The organism is Helicobacter rappini (assembly GCF_900198625.1).
Classification (GTDB): Bacteria; Campylobacterota; Campylobacteria; order Campylobacterales; family Helicobacteraceae; genus Helicobacter_A; species Helicobacter_A rappini.
The window spans coordinates 25,827-43,158 of sequence record NZ_FZPK01000054.1 but is presented as its reverse complement, the minus strand read 5'-3'; the positions used below and the strand labels follow the sequence as shown (position 1 = coordinate 43,158).

The following is a 17,332-nucleotide window of genomic DNA, read 5'->3' as shown; positions in this document are numbered from 1 at the left end:
TGAAAAGTGGATATAAAAAAACTTTATAGATTTTGTCGTAATGATAAAAAGTTTAATAGGTTTCTAATCACTACCAAGCAAAAACTTAGCAAGTTTTAAATCTTGTTCTTTTGCTAAATCATCTTTAATCTTTTGATTAAAGTTATCAGTTTTTTCTCTCACACTTTCAAAAAAGTTTATAAATCTTTCTTGTGTGAAGTCTTTCAACTCAAATTTATGAAATTCTTTTAATGCTAAATAATCATCTTCGAGTGTGTCAGTAAGAAAAACTTTATCATCATCTCTTACACCTAAAATTTCTTTAAGTTTTGGGGTAAGTTTTTTTTGTTTGCTCTGTGTTGTAATTCTCCAAATAACCTTCAAAATACACACTTGTTTTTTCAATCTCTAATGCTATATCTAAAAACCGCTCGTTGCCCTTTTTATTAAAAAATGCTTGTAAATCCATTGTATTATCTTTTTGTCCTGTTAGTCTTTTTACTACATCAGTGTAGCACTCTATCGCCATTCTTAGATTGCTTATCCCACCTGCTTCATTTAGGGCAGATTCTAGCCATTTAGTGATATGCGCTTTAGAAGTTCTCATTTGTTAGCCACTGCTTTGTGGCTATATCAAAACGATGTGTTACTTCGCTATTATATTTATCATACTGGTTCATAAAATTGTTGTGCTTAAAATGAGAATCTTTTGTCTTGTTTATATCCGCCATATTTTCCCCCTTACAAATTCCTATTATCCCATAAGCTAAACACTTAGCGTTACAGATATTACGCCTTGTGCGAGTTGAGCTTGAATGCTATCTTTGAGATTACCTTAAATTCATAACGACTGCCATTGCAGAATAAATAATATTCTAAAATAAAGACGATTTAATAAAACAATATAGAATCTTAAATCATAATAAAATACAATAAGGATAAAAATGCAAAATATTACAACAAATAAAGATTTAATTACTAAATCTAGCACAAAAGAACTTAAAATCTTTGTCAGTGCGCTTGAGCCAAGCTCTAATCTACACTTAAGAAACCTCGCGAAAGTTTTGCCAGAATCTTGCACACTCATTGGTGTATGTGAAAGTGAGATAGGACGGCAAGTTTTAAGCCCTAGTGAGTTTGCCATTATGGGTTTTAGCGATGTGGCAAAAAAGATTCTATTCTTTAAAGAGGCTATGCAAATTCTTAGTGAAGCAGCCCTTACATGCGATAAGATTCTCTTAATGGATAGCTCATCATTTCATCTAAGACTTGCAAAAAAGATACGAGAGAAAAATCCAAATATTCCTATTATGTATTATATATTGCCGCAAGTGTGGGCGTGGAAAGAGTGGCGTGCAAAAGAGATTGAGAGGCTATTTGATAAACTTGCGTGTATCTGGCCTTTTGAGCTGCACTATTATGAAAAAAAGGCACGATATGTAGGACACCCGCTACTTGATATTTATACGGAATCTAAGCAGTTTTATAGTAAAGATTCTAATATCTTTGTATTTATGCCCGGTAGTCGCAAAAGTGAGATAAAAAAGCTTATGAATGATTATAGAATCTTAGCTAAAAAGCTTTTAGAAAAGCATGAAAATGCGATCTTAAGGCTTATTATCCCAGAGAAATTCCGCGATACAAAAATGATGGAAATATATGGTGATACAGATATGTTCCATATCGTATATAATACGCAAGAGGGCTTAAGTAATGCGTCTTTTGCCTTTGTGTGTGCGGGGACTGCGACACTTGAGGCAAGTCTTATGCAGATTCCATTTGTGCTTGTCTATCGTGCAAAATGGATTGACTACTTTATCGCAAGAATGTTTGTAAAGCTAAATTTTGTTGGACTAGCAAATATTATCTATCAAGCTATGCTTAAAGAAAATGGCAAGAATATTAAAAAAGCTGGGCTTGGTGATGATTACTTGCATGAAGAACTTTTACAAAAAGATTGTAATGCGAAAAATATGCTGAAAGCTTATGAAAACTTCAACTATCAAAAATATTTTGAAGGCACATCTACACTACGCAAATATCTAAAACATGGTAGCAAGGATAATGTGGCAAAATGGCTACTTGAGCCTTGATTTTAAGTATTTTATAGCAAAGAGGGCATAGAATCTTATGAAGTCAAAAATGTAATTCACATTATTTTTTGTATAATTAGACTTTGTGAATAAAACTATAAAAGGATAGAAATGATAGAGACTTGTTTATTCCCCGCGGCAGGTTATGGCACGAGATTCTTACCTGCGACAAAGGCAATGCCAAAGGAAATGCTACCTATTCTTACCAAACCACTCATTCAATATGGCGTAGAGGAAGCCCTTGATGCAGGCTGCAGGACAATGGCGATTGTTACAGGGCGTGGTAAAAGAAGTATTGAGGACCATTTTGATATTAGCTATGAGTTGGAGCATCAAATAAAAGACACTTCAAAAGAGACTTTGCTAAGTGAGATACGAAATATTATGGAAACTGCTACTTTTAGTTACACACGGCAAAAGGAAATGCGAGGTTTGGGACATGCAATACTTACAGGCGAAACACTTGTGGGTAAGAATCCATTTGCAGTGATTTTAGCTGATGATTTATGTTATAGCGAGAGTGAGGGGGTGCTTACTCAAATGATGAGAATCTATGAAAAATATCGCTGTTCTGTCGTAGCTATCGAAGAAGTAGATTCTAATGAAATCCATAAATACGGCATTATCGAAGCCGGTATGCTAGAAGATGGAATCTATAAGGTAAAATCCATGATTGAAAAGCCTAGTATTGAAAAAGCCCCAAGCAATCTAGCCATTATTGGTAGATATATCTTAACGCCTGATATTTTCAACATCTTGCGTATGACAAAGCCCGGCATTAATGGTGAATTGCAAATTACAGATGCACTCTTAGAGCAAGCAAAGTTAGGCAGAGTTATCGGCTATAAATTCAAGGGAATCCGCTATGATTGCGGCAGTATCGATGGCTTTGTGAAAGCAACAAATGATTTTTATAAACGATCACAAAAGTAACACTTTTTACATTGATAGCCTCAACTAAAAAATTAAAAGTATGCGTATTTCACAGATTGTAAAAGTTATGCTAGAATGCTCGATTAATTTTTCAAATGGCATACATAGCTACAATATCTGTTGTCAAAGGAATTTATTATGAATAGACTTGCACGAAAGATTGTGCTTTTTGGCGCGGTCATCATTGCGATATTGCTTATAGTGCTTTATTTTGCATCAAGGAAAATGTTGCAAGAAGTAGAAAGTCGCCTTAATCAAGGTATGGAGTTTGCGCGCATTCAGGTAAAAGAAGCCCAAAGTAGCCAATATGGTATTCAAAGCTTTGATTATACACCATTTAAATGTAGCGGACTTATGGATTATAAGTGTAAATCTGAAAAGATAACCATTTATATGGACGACTTTACAACCTCACACCATGATATACATGAGAGCATACGACTTCACAATTTTACATTGAGTAGCGAGGATATAAAGAGTAAAAATCATCTCTCATTTAGGGTAAAAACAGATATAGAATACCCAACTATGAATAAATTTTTTGGAGATTCTACAAAAGAGCCACTCATTGCATTTTTCAACCATAGTGCCGACTCGCTGCTGCCAAATAAGCTAGAATGTGAGCAAGACTATCTCTACAAGACTGATGAAGGCACATCGCATACAATCACAGCAAACACACAATGTAATCTCATATCACAAATGTTTAGCACCAATATAGAATCTGTAAATGTTTTCACACCAAATGCGGAACGCACACATATAATTGGGATTCTATATGACATAGCAATGGCTATGAATGGGGATTCTAATAAAGAGGAACTGCAAGCTCAAAATATCCCACACGAACTACTTTCATTAAAGTTTAACATTCAACCAAAACAATCGTTTAAGGATTTTCTAGCAGCCAATGATAAGCTTACTTCAGAGCAAAAAAAGACCTTAGAAACACAATTCGAAGCAAATCTAAGCCTTATGAAACTCATCGGCACGCCTTTCCTTGCATCATATATAGGCACAAATAGTCAAACTCTCATACAAGGCGTAAGTGATATTATGCAGAACAAATCACAAGAACTAGACATTCAACTCACACTTAAAAATCCACCAAATTTTCAACCATTGAAAGTCTTTAAAAGCATGAGTGTAACAGACTGGCTAAGTTATTTTAATAAAAACTACGACATTGCAGTCAATACAAAAGAGTAATAAAGCTGGTAATACTGACTTTATTTTTTCACCAGCAACCAAAAATCATATATATATATATATATATATATATATATGTAATCCAAACAATCCAACTGGCACATTGCACGATATATTGAATCTAGAATCACTTATCACAAAATATGGCGATATTCTGTTTATTATAGATGAGGCGTATTATGAGTTTTGTGGTAAAAGTGTGGCGTATTTGTTACCAAACATACAGAATCTTATCATCACAAGGACTTTTTCAAAGGCATTTGGCTTAGCATCATTTCGTATAGGCTATTGCTTGAGTTCTGCACAAAACATTGCTGCATTAAATTTACTTCATAATGCAAAAAATATTACTCATCTCTCACAAGTAGCAGCTATTGCAGCACTAAAAGATAAAGAATATATGGAATCTTATGTAAAAGAGGTTGTATTAGCAAAAGTGTTTTTCTTAAACACATTGGATTCTATTTATTTAACTTTATAAAATCAAGGTAGAATTACCCATTTATTTAAAAGCTATTAAAAAGGAAAAGTATGCTTCGTTTCGCCCCATCGCCAACAGGCGATATGCATATTGGTAATTTGCGCGCTGCTATTTTTAACTATATCATGGCAAAAAAGCTAAAACAACCCTTTATTATTAGGATTGAAGACACAGATTTAGAAAGAAATATAAAGGGAAAAGATAAAGAGATTCTAAGTCTTTTGCAAACTTTTGGATTAGAGTTTTCATCTGTGATTTATCAAAGTGATAATTTTGCATTGCATAGAGATTTAGCCTTAAAGTTAATAAAAGAAGGGAAGGCGTTTTATTGCTATTGCTCTAAAGAGTTTTTAGAAGATAAAAGAGAAGAAGCAAAGGCACAAAAGATTGCATTTAGATACAAAGATGAATGGGCAGAGCTTGAAAAAGGGGCAAAAAACACAAGCCCTATTATACGACTAAGGGCAAATGAGGCGGTTAGCTTCATAGATTCTATAAAGGGCGAGATTTCTTTTAATGCCAATGAAATTGATAGCTTTGTGATTATGAGAAATGACATTCCTACCTACAACTTTGCGTGTAGCATTGATGATAAAGAGATGAGCTACATTATAAGGGGGGAAGATCATATCAGCAATACACCAAAGCAAATACTCATTAAAAGAGCATTAGGGTTTAGCGAAAATGTAAAATACGCACATTTACCTATCATTCTTAATGAAGAGCATAAAAAAATGTCAAAAAGAGATAAAGCTTCAAGTGTAGAATGGCTTCTATCTCAAGGGCTAGAGGCAAGGGCTATTGCAAACTATCTTATTTTACTAGGGAATACAAAGCTAGAGAATAAACTTGGCGAATTGTTTAGTTTAGAATCTTGTATAGAGCATTTCTGCCTTGAGAATGTTGCGAGTAACCCGGCGCAATTTGATTATAAAAAAATGGCACAAATTAGCCGAGATATTATGCGAGAAAGAGAGATTTCTAGCTTCTATCCGCTTTTCTCAAATTTAGATTCTATGCGCCTAAATTCTCCACAAAGCTTTGATGACTTAATTACCCTTTATCTCAATGAGGTAGGCACACAAATAGCATTAAAAGAACATATAGATTCTATATTTTTAGCAATAGATAAAAAGCGAGAGAATCTAGTAGAGTTTCATAATGAATTTGATAGCATTCTTAAGGCAATAAGAGAGAATCTAGACAGGATTCAGGGCTATGATTATAATGAGTTTAAAGACTTTATTGCAACTCAAAGCGGATATAAAGGAAAATCTCTTTTTAAACCTTTGAGAATGATTCTAAGCGGACAGGAACACGGCATAGAGCTTGATAAACTCTATCATGTTTTAAAGCCATTTATACGCGATATTGTAAGGAAATAATATGGGTTTAGTATTAAATGCGATTGGAAACATACTTTCATGGGTGATTACACTATACTGCTGGGTGATTTTTATCAGTGCGATATTACACCTTGCGCGTGCTGATCCATATAGCCAACTCATGGATATTTTAAATAGACTGACATATCCAGCATATTCATTTGTAAAGCGATTTGTAAAAACGGAATTTAATGGTTTAGAACTTGCACCTTTAATAATCATTCTTGTATTGCAGTTTATTAACCTAACGCTTGTTAGATTCTTACTTGCTTTTCATTAATTATTTTATAAAAACAAAGGGGCTTTATGCGATATTTCTCTCTACTTTTTTTTATATTTTCTACAAGTTATGCAGATAGCATTATAGACTTTGGCAAACAGGAAACAAAGACATATAAACCATATCAAGCAAATAAAACAGATTATAATAAAGTAAATCATACAACAGAATCTAGCGTGCAAACACCTACTAAAGTCGCACAAGTAGCAACTACAAATACGACACATAAAGCACAGGCAATATCTCATTCAAGCACACCAACACACAAGGGCAATCATCTCAAAGGGCAAGAGTTTTTTAACTATTATATTAAAGGCAAGCCAAAGGGCATTGTGCGAGATTTCTACATTTGGCAGTATTTAAATGAAAATAAACTCAATGCAGCACAGATTAATGAAGCCTATCAGCTACTAAACGCAAAGAATCCATACTTGCGTAAAACACTAAAAAGTCTTGGTAAAACAGAGAAAATGCCACGAGATATTACATGTCAAAATATGCAGATACAAGCCGCATTAAAAGAAGATAACGCATGTCTTGCAATCTCTGTGCGTAATAGAATGGCAGCCTTTAAGACTTTGGGGGCTAAAGAGAGAGACGCGGTTATCAGCCGTCTTGCGAAAACAAACCCAGATACTACAAGAGCGATTAAGATTCTAGCCACACAAGATCGCACAAGCAATCTTTTTAATGACAATGCAATCGTATTTAGCATGGTATATCATGCGTTGAGTGCTGATGAAAAATCTAAGATAAAAAGTAAAGACCCAAACAAAGATTTAAATAGATTAAGTGCCTATAATACACAAGGATTCTATTATATTTTAAATTCTATTGCCCTAGATTCTAATGTCAGCAATCTCAAAAGAATGCTTTTAGAGAGTGATATAATACAAGCCCCACACAACACACTTTTTTTACTTGGTATTAATGAACTGCGATTTGGTTCAAAAGATAAGGCAATGAACTACTTTAAAAGAGCAAAGCAGAAATCCAATATCGCATTTTTCATTGATAGGGCAGTATTTTGGCAATATCTTGTGAGTAAAGATAAAAAGTATTTAGAAGAGTTATTGCAAAGCAAACATGTAAATATCTTTAGTATTTATGCCGCACAAAAGCTAAATAAAGAACCAAAATATACTATTATTACAAAACTCCCTTCCCTTGCGTTTGATAATCCGCCATTTGATATTAAAGATCCTTATGTATGGCAGAATATCACAAACACCATGCTACACACAAGCGATCCCATAAAACTTGCAAAAGTGATCCCATATTTTTCATATAAAGATACTATGCCACAACTTGCCTATCTCATGCAAAAGATTGACAAACATGCGACAAATTACTACATTACACCTTATGAAGGCTTAGTTAAATGGAACTCAAAAGAAGAACAAAGCTTGGTATTTTCAATCGCAAGGCAAGAAAGCTACTTTATCCCAACGCTTATTTCACGATCTTTTGCACTAGGCATTATGCAGATTATGCCAGCTAATGTGAAGCCATTTGCAAAGGAAATGGGACGCACTGATATAGAGTATAATGATCTATTTGATCCAAAGACTTCACTAGAGATGGGCAGACATTTTATAAAGCAATTGCAAAGAGAGTATAAACACCCGCTTTTTGTTGCCTATGCGTATAATGGCGGACCGGGATTTTTACGCAGGACTTTAAAGAAAAACGAGCTATTCTTAAAAAATAGGGAATATGAGCCATGGCTTAGCATGGAGCTTATCCCACTTGAAGAGACAAGGTATTATGGTATGAGAGTATTGGCGAATTTTATTATCTATGAAAAACTTTTTGGCAAGGAATTAAATCTTGAAAAAATATTATCTGAAACCTTGCTTTATGAAAATCCAAGTATTACGAGATAAAACTTTATTGTATTAAAACCTAGAATCTATGGAATCCATATATTCTAGACTATAATGTAGAATCCATTTATCACAAAGGTTGTTTATGAAAAAAATATGTGCGTTTCTCTGTTTATGTTTTATGTTGTTACAAGCACAAAATAATCGCATTGTAAGCATTGAGGGTTTTAACACCCCACAAGCTATCGCCATGACAAATCTCAGTGTATTTGTAAGCAATATGGGTGATAATCCTAATCTCACAAAAAGTGGTAGTGGCTTTATCAGTAAGCTTGATAAGACTGGGAAAATCATTGACTTGCAATTTATCGCAAACCTAAATATCCCAAAAAGCATGACAATACTTGATAATATTCTCTATGTCGTAGATATGAATATGCTAAAAGGATTTAATCTTGCGACAAAAAGACAAGTATTAAATCTCCCTATTAGCGGTGCTAATATGCTAAATGATATTGCAATTAGAGATTCTAATTCATTACTTGTGGCTGATGGTGAGACGGGGTTAGTCCTGCTTGTAGATCTCAAAAAGAAGAGCTATTATACCTTTGTTGCGATTGATAATACGCTAGGATCATTGCAAAACATAGCATTAGATAAAAAAGCTCTTTATGCAAGTACTTTTGATAAAGATCAGAAAAAAGGACGCCTTTTACGCATAGATATTGAAACAAAGGAAGTAAGTATAGTCCATGAGTTTGCCGAAAAAATATGCGGCATCGCACTCACTAATCATGGCGGTATCATAGTGGCTACAGAAGGACATAAAAACGCAACGAAGCTATATAAAATCTCTACTAACGCCAAAGTCTATGCGATTGATATCGATGAAGATTTACAAGCACCAGCAAAATTTTTGCTTGATAAACAAGCCTTGTGGATACCAAATACGCTGAACAATCAAGTCCAAAAGATTATACCAGAGTGATATTAGATTCTGGAAGCTAGTGGCTGTCGTGTTGCAATATAGTAAAGCTAGCATGGAGAGCATAAAAAAAGATATTGCACCAAAGCTCCACGCAATCTTCAAGGGGTTTTTTGTAAGATTGGGTTTATATAGCCAAAAACAACCGCATTCTAAATTAAAAAAACAAAAAAAAGCAAGGAATCTGTTTTTCAATCTATGAGTTGCTTATATCAGCAAAATTTTATCATCTTATATCAAGCGTTCTCATATTGTTTTTCTAGAGACGACGATATCCAAGTATGTGTCTTTAAATAAAAAATCTAATTTATTATTTTGACTACAGATGTTTTCAACCCAATAAATATTAAGTCTATTAGGTCGTGCTTAATGCAATAAAAATAAATTCTAATGCTCTAATCTCGAGCCATAAAGTCATATGAGATAAAATTACTTAGAATCTACTTTATTTATCTGCTTGCTGCTTATTCTCATCTACTGCTTGCAGGGCTAGATCGCTTAGAATTTTTGCTATCTCCCTACGCTCATGGACTACCGCATACACACCTTGAGATTGAATCTCTGAAGCAAACTTAGAGCTTTTTGTCTTAAGGATAATCTTGCAATAAGGCGATAAGGCATGAATGTCTTGATGGGCTCTTTGTGCGCTATCGATAGAATCTATGGCGATGATTACCGCAGAACACTTAGTAATGCCAAGCTGCTCTAGAATTTGCCTACGCGTAATATCACCATAAATTACAGGCTCACCTTTCTTTATTGCCTCTTCCACCTTGTTATAGTTTTTATCCACAGCAATGTATTGCACATCACAACCCTTAAAATACTCTAAAATTTTTTTGCCAAGCTCACCATAACCACACACCACAACATGTTTTTCAAGGTCTGTCGCGTGGTTTGTATGATCCGCCTTTGTATCGTCATAGGATTCTGCTTTTCTGCGTGCAAAAAAACTGCTTACAGGCGTAAGATAACGCAAGAAAAAGTTTGTCACCTTATCTAGTCTATCTAAGATAAAAGGTGTAGCAATCATTGAAAAAATCACCATAAGCGTTAGAAACTGATAGATTTTATCTGGGGTAATACTTGCAAAAAACTCTTCGCCAAATAAAATCCCTAAAATTCCACCATCAAGATGCAAGTCTAATATCTTATGCTGACTTGCTAAAAGGAAAATCGCAAATGAAAACTCCCCAATTTGTGCTAGAGACAATGCAATCCTTAATCCTATCCTCTGTCCCCTAAATAAGAATAAGAATAAATACATGAGTAAGGCTTTTGCACCCATCATAAGTGCTACTAAAATAAGAATAACAACAAAATATTCAAGCAAGAAGATAATATCTACTTGCATACCAACGGTGATAAAAAATACACCCAAAAGTATATCTCTAAAGTGTGTAAGGACTGAAGAGACTTGATATTTATACGGCGTGTTTGAGATAATCATACCTGCCAAAAATGCTCCAAGCGCCAAAGAAAAACCAAAAGATTTACTTATGTATGCCGCACCTAAAACGATTAGAAAGACTGCACCCACAAAGATTTCATCTGTTTTCATATTTGCTGAAAAGCGAAGGAATAATTTTGCCATAATGCGTCCGGGCAAAAATAGCACTATAAGCACGATAATCGCAGAAATCAGTGTCGTTAAAAGCAGGGCAGAAAGATGAGAATCTTTATCGCTTAAAAGCTTAATCATAAGTAAAATTGGGATAACTGCAATATCTTGGAATATCAAGATTCCAACTGAAGCCATGCCATAAGGCGTTTTTGTTTGAGCGCTTTCATTTAAAAACTTCAGCACAATTGCCGTTGAGCTAAGGCTTACCGCACTTGAAATAATGATAGAGGTAGAAAAGTTAAAACCCAAAAAATAAAAACATACAACATAGAAAAAGGCAATCGAGATTCCAATCTGTAAGCCGCCAAAGACTAGCACTTCTTGCTTCATTGAAGTAAGGCTTTTAAAACTAAAATCAAGCCCTATCATAAACATCAAAAACACAACCCCAAATTCAGCTATATCATTCAACTCACCAGAATCTTCAAGCTGAAAGCCAAAGATATAAGTCGTCAGCACACCTGTAAGAATATAGCCAATAATGGTTGGAATCTTAAGCCAACTCAGCACAATACCTGAAATAACCGCCATTGCCAAAACGCAAAGTATAACAAGATATAAATCGATAGGACACCTCGTTTAATAAACCTTAATATAACCTGTTTTTATATCAAAATCTCTACATACAAGAATATTCAACTCCTACATAAAGTGCATTAGCATACTTTTTTAAGCAAGTCTGTAAAGATTTTCATATTAAATAATATTGAGTTCTTCTCTAAAATACATACAGATATGCTTAAGATTATAACAAAAAAATATCAAATATACTAGCTTAATAGAATTTAAAATAACACAATATTATTCCAGCAGACAACTTTATAATAGTTCAGAATTTTTAAAATATAAATGCTATAATGGTTTGCTTTATCTTAGATTTTTAGAGAGTGGTTTATGAATTTGTCAAAATGTGTTTTTACTTTTTCTTGTGGTGTAATGCTTTGTGTTAGTGTGTCGTATGCAGATTCTATACTTTTTTTACCAGATTCAAATAAATCGCAAAAGAAAACTATTCAAAATGATTTTAGTGATGGTGAAGTAGATTCTGATTTACGACTTTTTGATATTCAACAAAAAGGGTTTAACTCCAAAGATGAAAAGGGCTTTAGAGCCCCAATTGATAGAAGTCCTATAACACAGGATTCTGTAAATCCGCCAAAGGATATGCAGCAAGAAGATTTGCCGCAAGAATATAAGAGTATGTTTGAAACAAGTCTATTGCAAACAAACACAGAATCTAAGGAAATAAAACTCGCAGAAAACACGCCCACTAAAAAAACAAAACAAAATAAGTCTAGTGCGATAGAGATTGCTAATGGTGCAACTTTTATTGCAGTGAGTAGTGAGAAAAATCCACAAGTTATACGCATAAATAATAAGGTTTTCCCATGGGTTTTGCACCCAAAGGATTCTAGTAAAAAGATTGCATTTGTAGCGATTAACTATCGCTCAGCTTTAGAGAATCTAAGATTAAATAATGACTTTTCCATTAAAATCGTGCAAGGTGCATATAAGAGAGAAAAAATCACAATCACAGATACGACGAAGACAAAGCCAAATAAAACTGCGAGTGATCGCATTGCAAAGGAATTTGCTGAGGCAAATGCGATCTATCGCACATATACAAAGAAGCGCTATTGGAGTAAGCCTTTTATGCTGCCTTTAAACAGCGTGATTACAAGTCCTTTTGGCTCTGCGAGAGTATTTAATAATGAGATAAAAAGCTTTCATGGTGGCACAGATTTTCGTGCGGCAATTGGCACACCGATACAGGCTAGTAATGATGGTGTTGTAGTGATAGCAAAGGATCGTTTTTTAGCAGGTAAGTCAGTCGTCATCGATCATGGTGAGGGGGTTTTTAGCATGTATTATCATTGCAGTGATATTAAGGTGAAGCTTGGTGAGAAGGTGCAAAAAGGGCAAGTGGTGGCTTTAAGTGGCGATACAGGCAGAGTGAGTGGGGCGCATTTGCATTTTGGTATGCTTGTCAATGGAGTGCAGGTTGATCCTATTGATTTTATAAATAAGGTGAATGCGTTGTTTTAATATTTGTTGGTTGTATTTATCGCTTAAAATTTTAGATTAATGAAATCTTTCGTTATATTGAGCTAAATTTTATTTAATATGAATTTGCACCGATGTTTAATATTATACCTATTAATCCATTTTGCGTTGTTTATGGTATGATACGAGTTTTACTAAAAAATTAAAGGAAAAATTTGAATCCTAAAATTTCCATTCTCACCCCAAGTTTCAATCACGAAAAGTTTGTAGGGCTTTTTATAGAATCTGTTTTGAAACAAACTTTAGAAGATTTTGATCTTATTATTGTAGATGATTGCTCTAGTGATAGTAATGTAAATGAGATTCTAAAGTTTAAAGATCCTAGAATAAAGCTTATACAGCACCCATATAATCAAGGTATAAACGCAGGAATAAACACAGCATTTGAAAATGCTAATGGCGAATATCTTGTATTTTGTGCGAGTGATGATATGCTTACACCTAATGCGCTAGAAGTGATTTATAAGGCATTTAGCGAGAATCCAAGCGTAAAAGCGATATATCCAAGTCTTATTAAAATTGATGAAAATGGGGTGAAAGATAAAGAAAGATTTGGAGAATCTGAAAATAAAACGAGAGCAGAACATCTCTATGATCTCTTTATGCGGGGGAATTACCTCACTTCACCCGGAATGGCACTGAAAACAACTGATTTTAAGGAGATTCTATATCCTTTAGATATTGCGATGTGTAATCAGCAGGATACGCAAATGCACATTAAGATACTTTTAAATGGGGAGATAAAGATCCTTGATGATATTTTAGTGATGTATCGTTTTGATCCAAAGACAAGTAATGTGAGTGCTAGAACTGATAAGGCCATAAAACGAGAAAATATGGAGATTGAGCAGCTAATGGATACTTTTTTAGCAATGAAAGATATAGATTTGCTTCAAAAAATCTTTGCAAAAGAAATAGCTAAACTCGGTATTAATCCGCAAGAAGATATGATAGAGTATTTCTTAGGCAGAATGGCTTTGTTGTCGCCTATTGAAACAAGGCAAGTGTGGGGTTACCATAAGATTATGGAATCTTATAGCACAAAAGAGAGTGCAAAACGCTTGAAAGATATGTATGACTTTGATTTTAAGACCTATTTAGACTTAGCTCATTATACAACAGATAAGACTTTGGCAAAATATCGCAGATATAAAAAACTATTTAATATTTTTCTTGGGGTAAATCTTGTGTTATGCGGCGTGATTATATGGCTTATTTAGTAAAGGAAATGCAATGGAAGATAATCTCATAATTGTTAGAGTAGATGGCGGCATAGCAAGTCAAATAGGTTTTGTCGCACTAGGTAAAGCCTTTGAGGAAAAAGGCTATCAAGTCAAATATGATTTAAGCTGGTTTGAGACTTCTGGCAAAGGCTTTTATAATACAATAAATGGCTATGATAGAATCTATGATTTAACCTTTGATATGCCAAAAGCATTTCCACAACTAGAGATGAAAATCGCAAGTGAAGATGAAGTAAAACGCTATAATAAATTGTATTTTATTGATGATGAAAAAGTCATTACCCACAAGCCTCCATTATATGTCGGTGGTTATTTAGGCAGACATTATGACATATATTTTGCAAGGCACTTTGCAACATACTTTAGTCCTAAAGAAATAGAGCAAAAAGACGCACCATTTTACATACTTTTACAAGAGATTCTAAATACGCAATCGTGTGGCATTCACATTAGAAGAGGTGATTTATCGCAGAATCATATTGTGTATGGAGAGCCTACTAGTCTTACTTACTTTGAGAGAGTTATTCAGCTTGTCGCACAAATGAATTCAAAAAGCGTGTTTTATCTCTTTAGCGATGATGTAGCGTGGGTGAGAGAGCATATTGCACCACTTTTAAAGGATAAACAATTTAAAATATGTGATATTAATACGCCAGAGCAAGGCTATTTAGATTTATATCTGCTTAGTCGTTGTAAGGTGATTGTCGCATCTCACGGGAGCTTGGGAGCGTATGCTAAGATTCTGGCACCACATAATCCACTGCTTATTGCCCCACGCGTTCGCAATGTATTTTTTGAAATGGAAAATGTAATGCTTGTAAATTGGGGTGCAAAACTACAAATTACACAGCCGTGTAATAATGTAATCACCCCCCCCCCCCATTGTCAAAATCTCACATTGCGATACAGACTTTTTCTCTATCTCTACAATCGCTTGAGAAGCAAACTATTGCGTAAAGGAGTTATACAATGATCCCATTTCTTGATGTAAGGGCAATTAATTTGCGTTTTAAAAATGAGCTAGAATTGGCGATGAAGCAGGTGCTAGAATCTGGCTGGTATATTTTAGGAGAAAAAAGCAGGGCTTTTGAAAAGGCGTTTGCCGAGTATTGTGGGATAGAGCATTGCATAGGCTGTGGTAATGGGCTAGATGCACTTAGGCTAGGCATAAAGGCACTAGGCTTAGGGGAAAATGATGAGATAATCGTCCCGGCAAATACCTATATCGCCTCAATTTTGGCTATCTCTGATAATGGGTGTAAACCTATCTTTGTTGAGCCAAGTCTGCAAACTTATAACATTGATGTGGAGAAAATAGAATCTGCTATCACGCCTCGCACAAAGGCGATTTTAGTCGTGCATTTGTATGGGCAAGTCGTGGAAATGCAAAAGGTATGGGAGCTGGCACAAAAGTATAATCTTGCTATCATAGAGGATTGTGCGCAAGCCCACGGGGCGATATATCAAGGCAGAAGGGTTGGCACACTTGGTGATGTGGCTGGATTCTCATTTTTTCCGGGGAAGAATCTAGGGGCATTAGGCGATGGTGGAGCAGTAACCACAAAGCATAAAGATGTAGCGAAAAAAGTTAGGGCATTGGGGAATTATGGCTCACATAAAAAGTATGTCAATCTCTATAAGGGGCTAAATTCTCGGCTTGATGAGCTTCAAGCAGCATTCCTAGAAATAAAGCTCAAGCACTTAGATTCTGATAATGAATCTCGCAGGGCAGTGGCGAAGTTTTACCGCGAAAATATCACAAACACAAAGATTATTTTGCCCGAATGTGTGAGTGAAGAAGGGCACGCGTGGCATTTATTTGTCGTGCGGTGCGAAGATCGGGAGAGATTCCAAGCGTATTTAAAGGACAATGGGATTGAGACAATTATCCACTATCCGATTCCGCCGCATAAGCAAGAAGCCTATAAGGAATACAATCATCTCTCCTTACCCATTACTGAAAAGATTCATAGGGAAGTATTGTCTTTGCCGATTAGCCCGGTTATGAGTAGAGAGCAAGCAGAAGAAGTTGTGAGAGTAGTGAATAGATTTTAAGCTATGGATATAAGGCGATAAAGCTTGAGTTGAAGAGACTTAAAGCAAATATTTTTTCTAGACCTAGAATCTATATGGTGCATTTTGACAAAATTATGGGGCTTATATTTGCTTAGTGTAAAACTCAAGTGGACTTTAATTCCACTATTTTTTGCATGATAAATAGATGTTTTGCTGCAAACCTATGCTAACTGCTTAAGCAGATTCAATGCAAACAGGACCATTACCAAAAAAAGTAAAAAGCCCATCATAGCCCTATATCATGCATATTATACAGATAAATAAACTTTATAATAGATTCTATACCATAAAAACAAGACAATCAAACCTTTTTGTTAATCTTTAGACGATTAAAAACTTATCCCAGCTTCAGCACCAGCTTGCCACGCATTTGCAATAGGGAAATTAAGCGTATTGCCACTTGAAGCCTGCAAATTATAATATTTTCCAACACCCTTAAAATAAAAACTCACATTTTCACCAATATTTTTAGTAATACCTATGCTTCCAAAGATTGCATAACTCCCATCTTTGATATTTGAAGTCTTATCGCCCGTAGTGTGAAATTTATACAGACCATCTGCTATACCAGCCCCACCGCTATATGTGAAATATGTTGTCTCTGATACAGGAACTCTACCTTCTATCTCTAAGCCCAATATACCAAGACTTCTGCCGATAGATTCTCTATTGACATACGCATCCACATCAAATACAAGATTAAGAAACACCGGTGCATTTAGCCCTGCAATATTTACGCCAAGCTTTGCATCACCGCCAAATAACCCAAATGTATCGTCTGTCGCCAACCCAGCTAGTGTAGCCCCAGATAGCTTACTCACACCACCACCAATCCTAACAGCTAACCCCAATTGCACTCTTTGGACTATAAGCATTTTTAAGCCAAGCTTACCATATCCGCCCCTACTTTTCACCATAGCGTTGCGATCACCACCAAAATCAACTTCAAGTCCACCGACACCAACATCGCCATGTACGCATACCGCTTTACTACATGCAGCATTTGCACCTACACTTAAGGCACCACATAGCACAATGCCCACAATCCCTTTTTTCACAATACTTGTATTTTTTATATACGACATAATCCTTCTCCCATATTTAATTTTCTCAATGTAAAAACCATTGAGTGTTACGCACTTTGTCATAACCT

At 35.0% G+C, this 17,332-nt stretch carries 17 protein-coding genes; 12 read left to right on the top strand and 5 right to left on the bottom strand.

Annotation, left to right across the window (positions count from 1 at the left end):
* Positions 1-63: 63 nt before the first annotated feature.
* Genes C6H17_RS10065 through C6H17_RS12585 form a run of 3 tightly spaced genes read right to left on the bottom strand, consistent with a single transcriptional unit; the run spans position 64 to position 710 of the window.
* Positions 64-363 (bottom strand): hypothetical protein, encoded by a 300-nt coding sequence (locus C6H17_RS10065; protein WP_104731426.1) that lies wholly within the window; start codon positions 361-363, stop codon positions 64-66.
* Positions 302-586, bottom strand: a complete 285-nt coding sequence (locus C6H17_RS10060) for a hypothetical protein (protein WP_104731425.1) — start codon at positions 584-586, stop codon at positions 302-304. Before C6H17_RS10060 ends, C6H17_RS10065 begins: the two co-directional genes overlap by 62 nt.
* On the bottom strand, positions 573-710 hold the full coding sequence (locus C6H17_RS12585; protein WP_020995672.1) for a hypothetical protein: 138 nt from the start codon (positions 708-710) through the stop codon (positions 573-575). Before C6H17_RS12585 ends, C6H17_RS10060 begins: the two co-directional genes overlap by 14 nt.
* Positions 711-923: 213 nt before the next feature.
* On the opposite strand from C6H17_RS12585, the gene lpxB reads away from it, so the two are divergent.
* The 8 genes from lpxB (at position 924) to C6H17_RS10020 (ending at position 9,174) form a co-directional block, all read left to right on the top strand.
* Entirely contained in the window at positions 924-2,072 is a 1,149-nt protein-coding gene (lpxB, locus tag C6H17_RS10055) for a lipid-A-disaccharide synthase (protein WP_005218419.1), read from the top strand.
* Between the two features lie 111 nt (positions 2,073-2,183).
* Positions 2,184-3,005, top strand: a complete 822-nt coding sequence (gene galU / locus C6H17_RS10050; protein WP_005218420.1) for a UTP--glucose-1-phosphate uridylyltransferase GalU — start codon at positions 2,184-2,186, stop codon at positions 3,003-3,005.
* 138 nt (positions 3,006-3,143) lie between these two features.
* The gene (locus C6H17_RS10045) at positions 3,144-4,214 is read left to right on the top strand and encodes a hypothetical protein (RefSeq protein WP_005218421.1); all 1,071 of its coding nucleotides are present in this window, start codon (positions 3,144-3,146) and stop codon (positions 4,212-4,214) included.
* Positions 4,192-4,695, top strand: a complete 504-nt coding sequence (locus tag C6H17_RS10040) for an aminotransferase class I/II-fold pyridoxal phosphate-dependent enzyme (RefSeq protein WP_199768871.1) — start codon at positions 4,192-4,194, stop codon at positions 4,693-4,695. Before C6H17_RS10045 ends, C6H17_RS10040 begins: the two co-directional genes overlap by 23 nt.
* A 50-nt stretch (positions 4,696-4,745) precedes the next feature.
* Positions 4,746-6,080 (top strand): glutamate--tRNA ligase, encoded by a 1,335-nt coding sequence (gene gltX, locus C6H17_RS10035; protein WP_005218426.1) that lies wholly within the window; start codon positions 4,746-4,748, stop codon positions 6,078-6,080.
* 1 nt (position 6,081) lies between these two features.
* Complete coding sequence (locus tag C6H17_RS10030; protein ID WP_005218428.1) at positions 6,082-6,360, top strand: YggT family protein; 279 nt, start codon at positions 6,082-6,084, stop codon at positions 6,358-6,360.
* A gap of 26 nt (positions 6,361-6,386) precedes the next feature.
* Complete coding sequence (locus tag C6H17_RS10025; protein WP_005218429.1) at positions 6,387-8,246, top strand: lytic transglycosylase domain-containing protein; 1,860 nt, start codon at positions 6,387-6,389, stop codon at positions 8,244-8,246.
* Between the two features lie 85 nt (positions 8,247-8,331).
* Positions 8,332-9,174 (top strand): hypothetical protein, encoded by an 843-nt coding sequence (locus tag C6H17_RS10020; protein ID WP_005218431.1) that lies wholly within the window; start codon positions 8,332-8,334, stop codon positions 9,172-9,174.
* A gap of 442 nt (positions 9,175-9,616) precedes the next feature.
* Here the strand turns inward: C6H17_RS10020 and C6H17_RS10010 are convergent, their stop codons facing one another.
* The gene (locus C6H17_RS10010) at positions 9,617-11,326 is read right to left on the bottom strand and encodes a cation:proton antiporter (RefSeq protein WP_005218433.1); all 1,710 of its coding nucleotides are present in this window, start codon (positions 11,324-11,326) and stop codon (positions 9,617-9,619) included.
* Positions 11,327-11,689: 363 nt separating this feature from the next.
* Here C6H17_RS10010 and C6H17_RS13075 point away from each other — a divergent pair, with 363 nt between their 5' ends.
* From C6H17_RS13075 to C6H17_RS09990, 4 genes are all read left to right on the top strand, one after another.
* On the top strand, positions 11,690-12,841 hold the full coding sequence (locus C6H17_RS13075) for a M23 family metallopeptidase (RefSeq protein ID WP_020995675.1): 1,152 nt from the start codon (positions 11,690-11,692) through the stop codon (positions 12,839-12,841).
* A 173-nt stretch (positions 12,842-13,014) separates the two neighbouring features.
* Complete coding sequence (locus C6H17_RS10000; RefSeq protein ID WP_005218437.1) at positions 13,015-14,079, top strand: glycosyltransferase family 2 protein; 1,065 nt, start codon at positions 13,015-13,017, stop codon at positions 14,077-14,079.
* A 13-nt stretch (positions 14,080-14,092) separates the two neighbouring features.
* Positions 14,093-15,076 (top strand): alpha-1,2-fucosyltransferase, encoded by a 984-nt coding sequence (locus tag C6H17_RS09995; protein ID WP_020995676.1) that lies wholly within the window; start codon positions 14,093-14,095, stop codon positions 15,074-15,076.
* Positions 15,073-16,158: a DegT/DnrJ/EryC1/StrS family aminotransferase gene (locus C6H17_RS09990; RefSeq protein ID WP_005218440.1), complete on the top strand. Its 1,086-nt coding sequence runs from the start codon at positions 15,073-15,075 to the stop codon at positions 16,156-16,158. Before C6H17_RS09995 ends, C6H17_RS09990 begins: the two co-directional genes overlap by 4 nt.
* 350 nt (positions 16,159-16,508) lie before the next feature.
* On the opposite strand, the gene C6H17_RS09985 is transcribed toward C6H17_RS09990, so the two are convergent.
* A complete protein-coding gene (locus C6H17_RS09985) occupies positions 16,509-17,327 on the bottom strand; it encodes a hypothetical protein (protein WP_223808349.1) in 819 nt (272 codons plus the stop codon).
* Positions 17,328-17,332: the final 5 nt, after the last annotated feature.

Excerpts from the sequence above, each read along its gene's own strand:
- C6H17_RS10045 (WP_005218421.1), top strand. The coding sequence starts at position 3,144 with ATGAATAGACTTGCACGAAAGATTGTGCTTTTTGGCGCGGTCATCATT.
- C6H17_RS10060 (WP_104731425.1), bottom strand. The coding sequence starts at position 586 with ATGAGAACTTCTAAAGCGCATATCACTAAATGGCTAGAATCTGCCCTA.
- C6H17_RS10020 (WP_005218431.1), top strand. The coding sequence starts at position 8,332 with ATGAAAAAAATATGTGCGTTTCTCTGTTTATGTTTTATGTTGTTACAA.
- C6H17_RS12585 (WP_020995672.1), bottom strand. The coding sequence starts at position 710 with ATGGCGGATATAAACAAGACAAAAGATTCTCATTTTAAGCACAACAAT.
- C6H17_RS09990 (WP_005218440.1), top strand. The coding sequence starts at position 15,073 with ATGATCCCATTTCTTGATGTAAGGGCAATTAATTTGCGTTTTAAAAAT.
- lpxB (WP_005218419.1), top strand. The coding sequence starts at position 924 with ATGCAAAATATTACAACAAATAAAGATTTAATTACTAAATCTAGCACA.
- C6H17_RS13075 (WP_020995675.1), top strand. The coding sequence starts at position 11,690 with ATGAATTTGTCAAAATGTGTTTTTACTTTTTCTTGTGGTGTAATGCTT.
- C6H17_RS10030 (WP_005218428.1), top strand. The coding sequence starts at position 6,082 with ATGGGTTTAGTATTAAATGCGATTGGAAACATACTTTCATGGGTGATT.
- C6H17_RS10025 (WP_005218429.1), top strand. The coding sequence starts at position 6,387 with ATGCGATATTTCTCTCTACTTTTTTTTATATTTTCTACAAGTTATGCA.
- C6H17_RS09985 (WP_223808349.1), bottom strand. The coding sequence starts at position 17,327 with ATGACAAAGTGCGTAACACTCAATGGTTTTTACATTGAGAAAATTAAA.
- C6H17_RS10010 (WP_005218433.1), bottom strand. The coding sequence starts at position 11,326 with ATGGCGGTTATTTCAGGTATTGTGCTGAGTTGGCTTAAGATTCCAACC.
- gltX (WP_005218426.1), top strand. The coding sequence starts at position 4,746 with ATGCTTCGTTTCGCCCCATCGCCAACAGGCGATATGCATATTGGTAAT.
- galU (WP_005218420.1), top strand. The coding sequence starts at position 2,184 with ATGATAGAGACTTGTTTATTCCCCGCGGCAGGTTATGGCACGAGATTC.
- C6H17_RS09995 (WP_020995676.1), top strand. The coding sequence starts at position 14,093 with ATGGAAGATAATCTCATAATTGTTAGAGTAGATGGCGGCATAGCAAGT.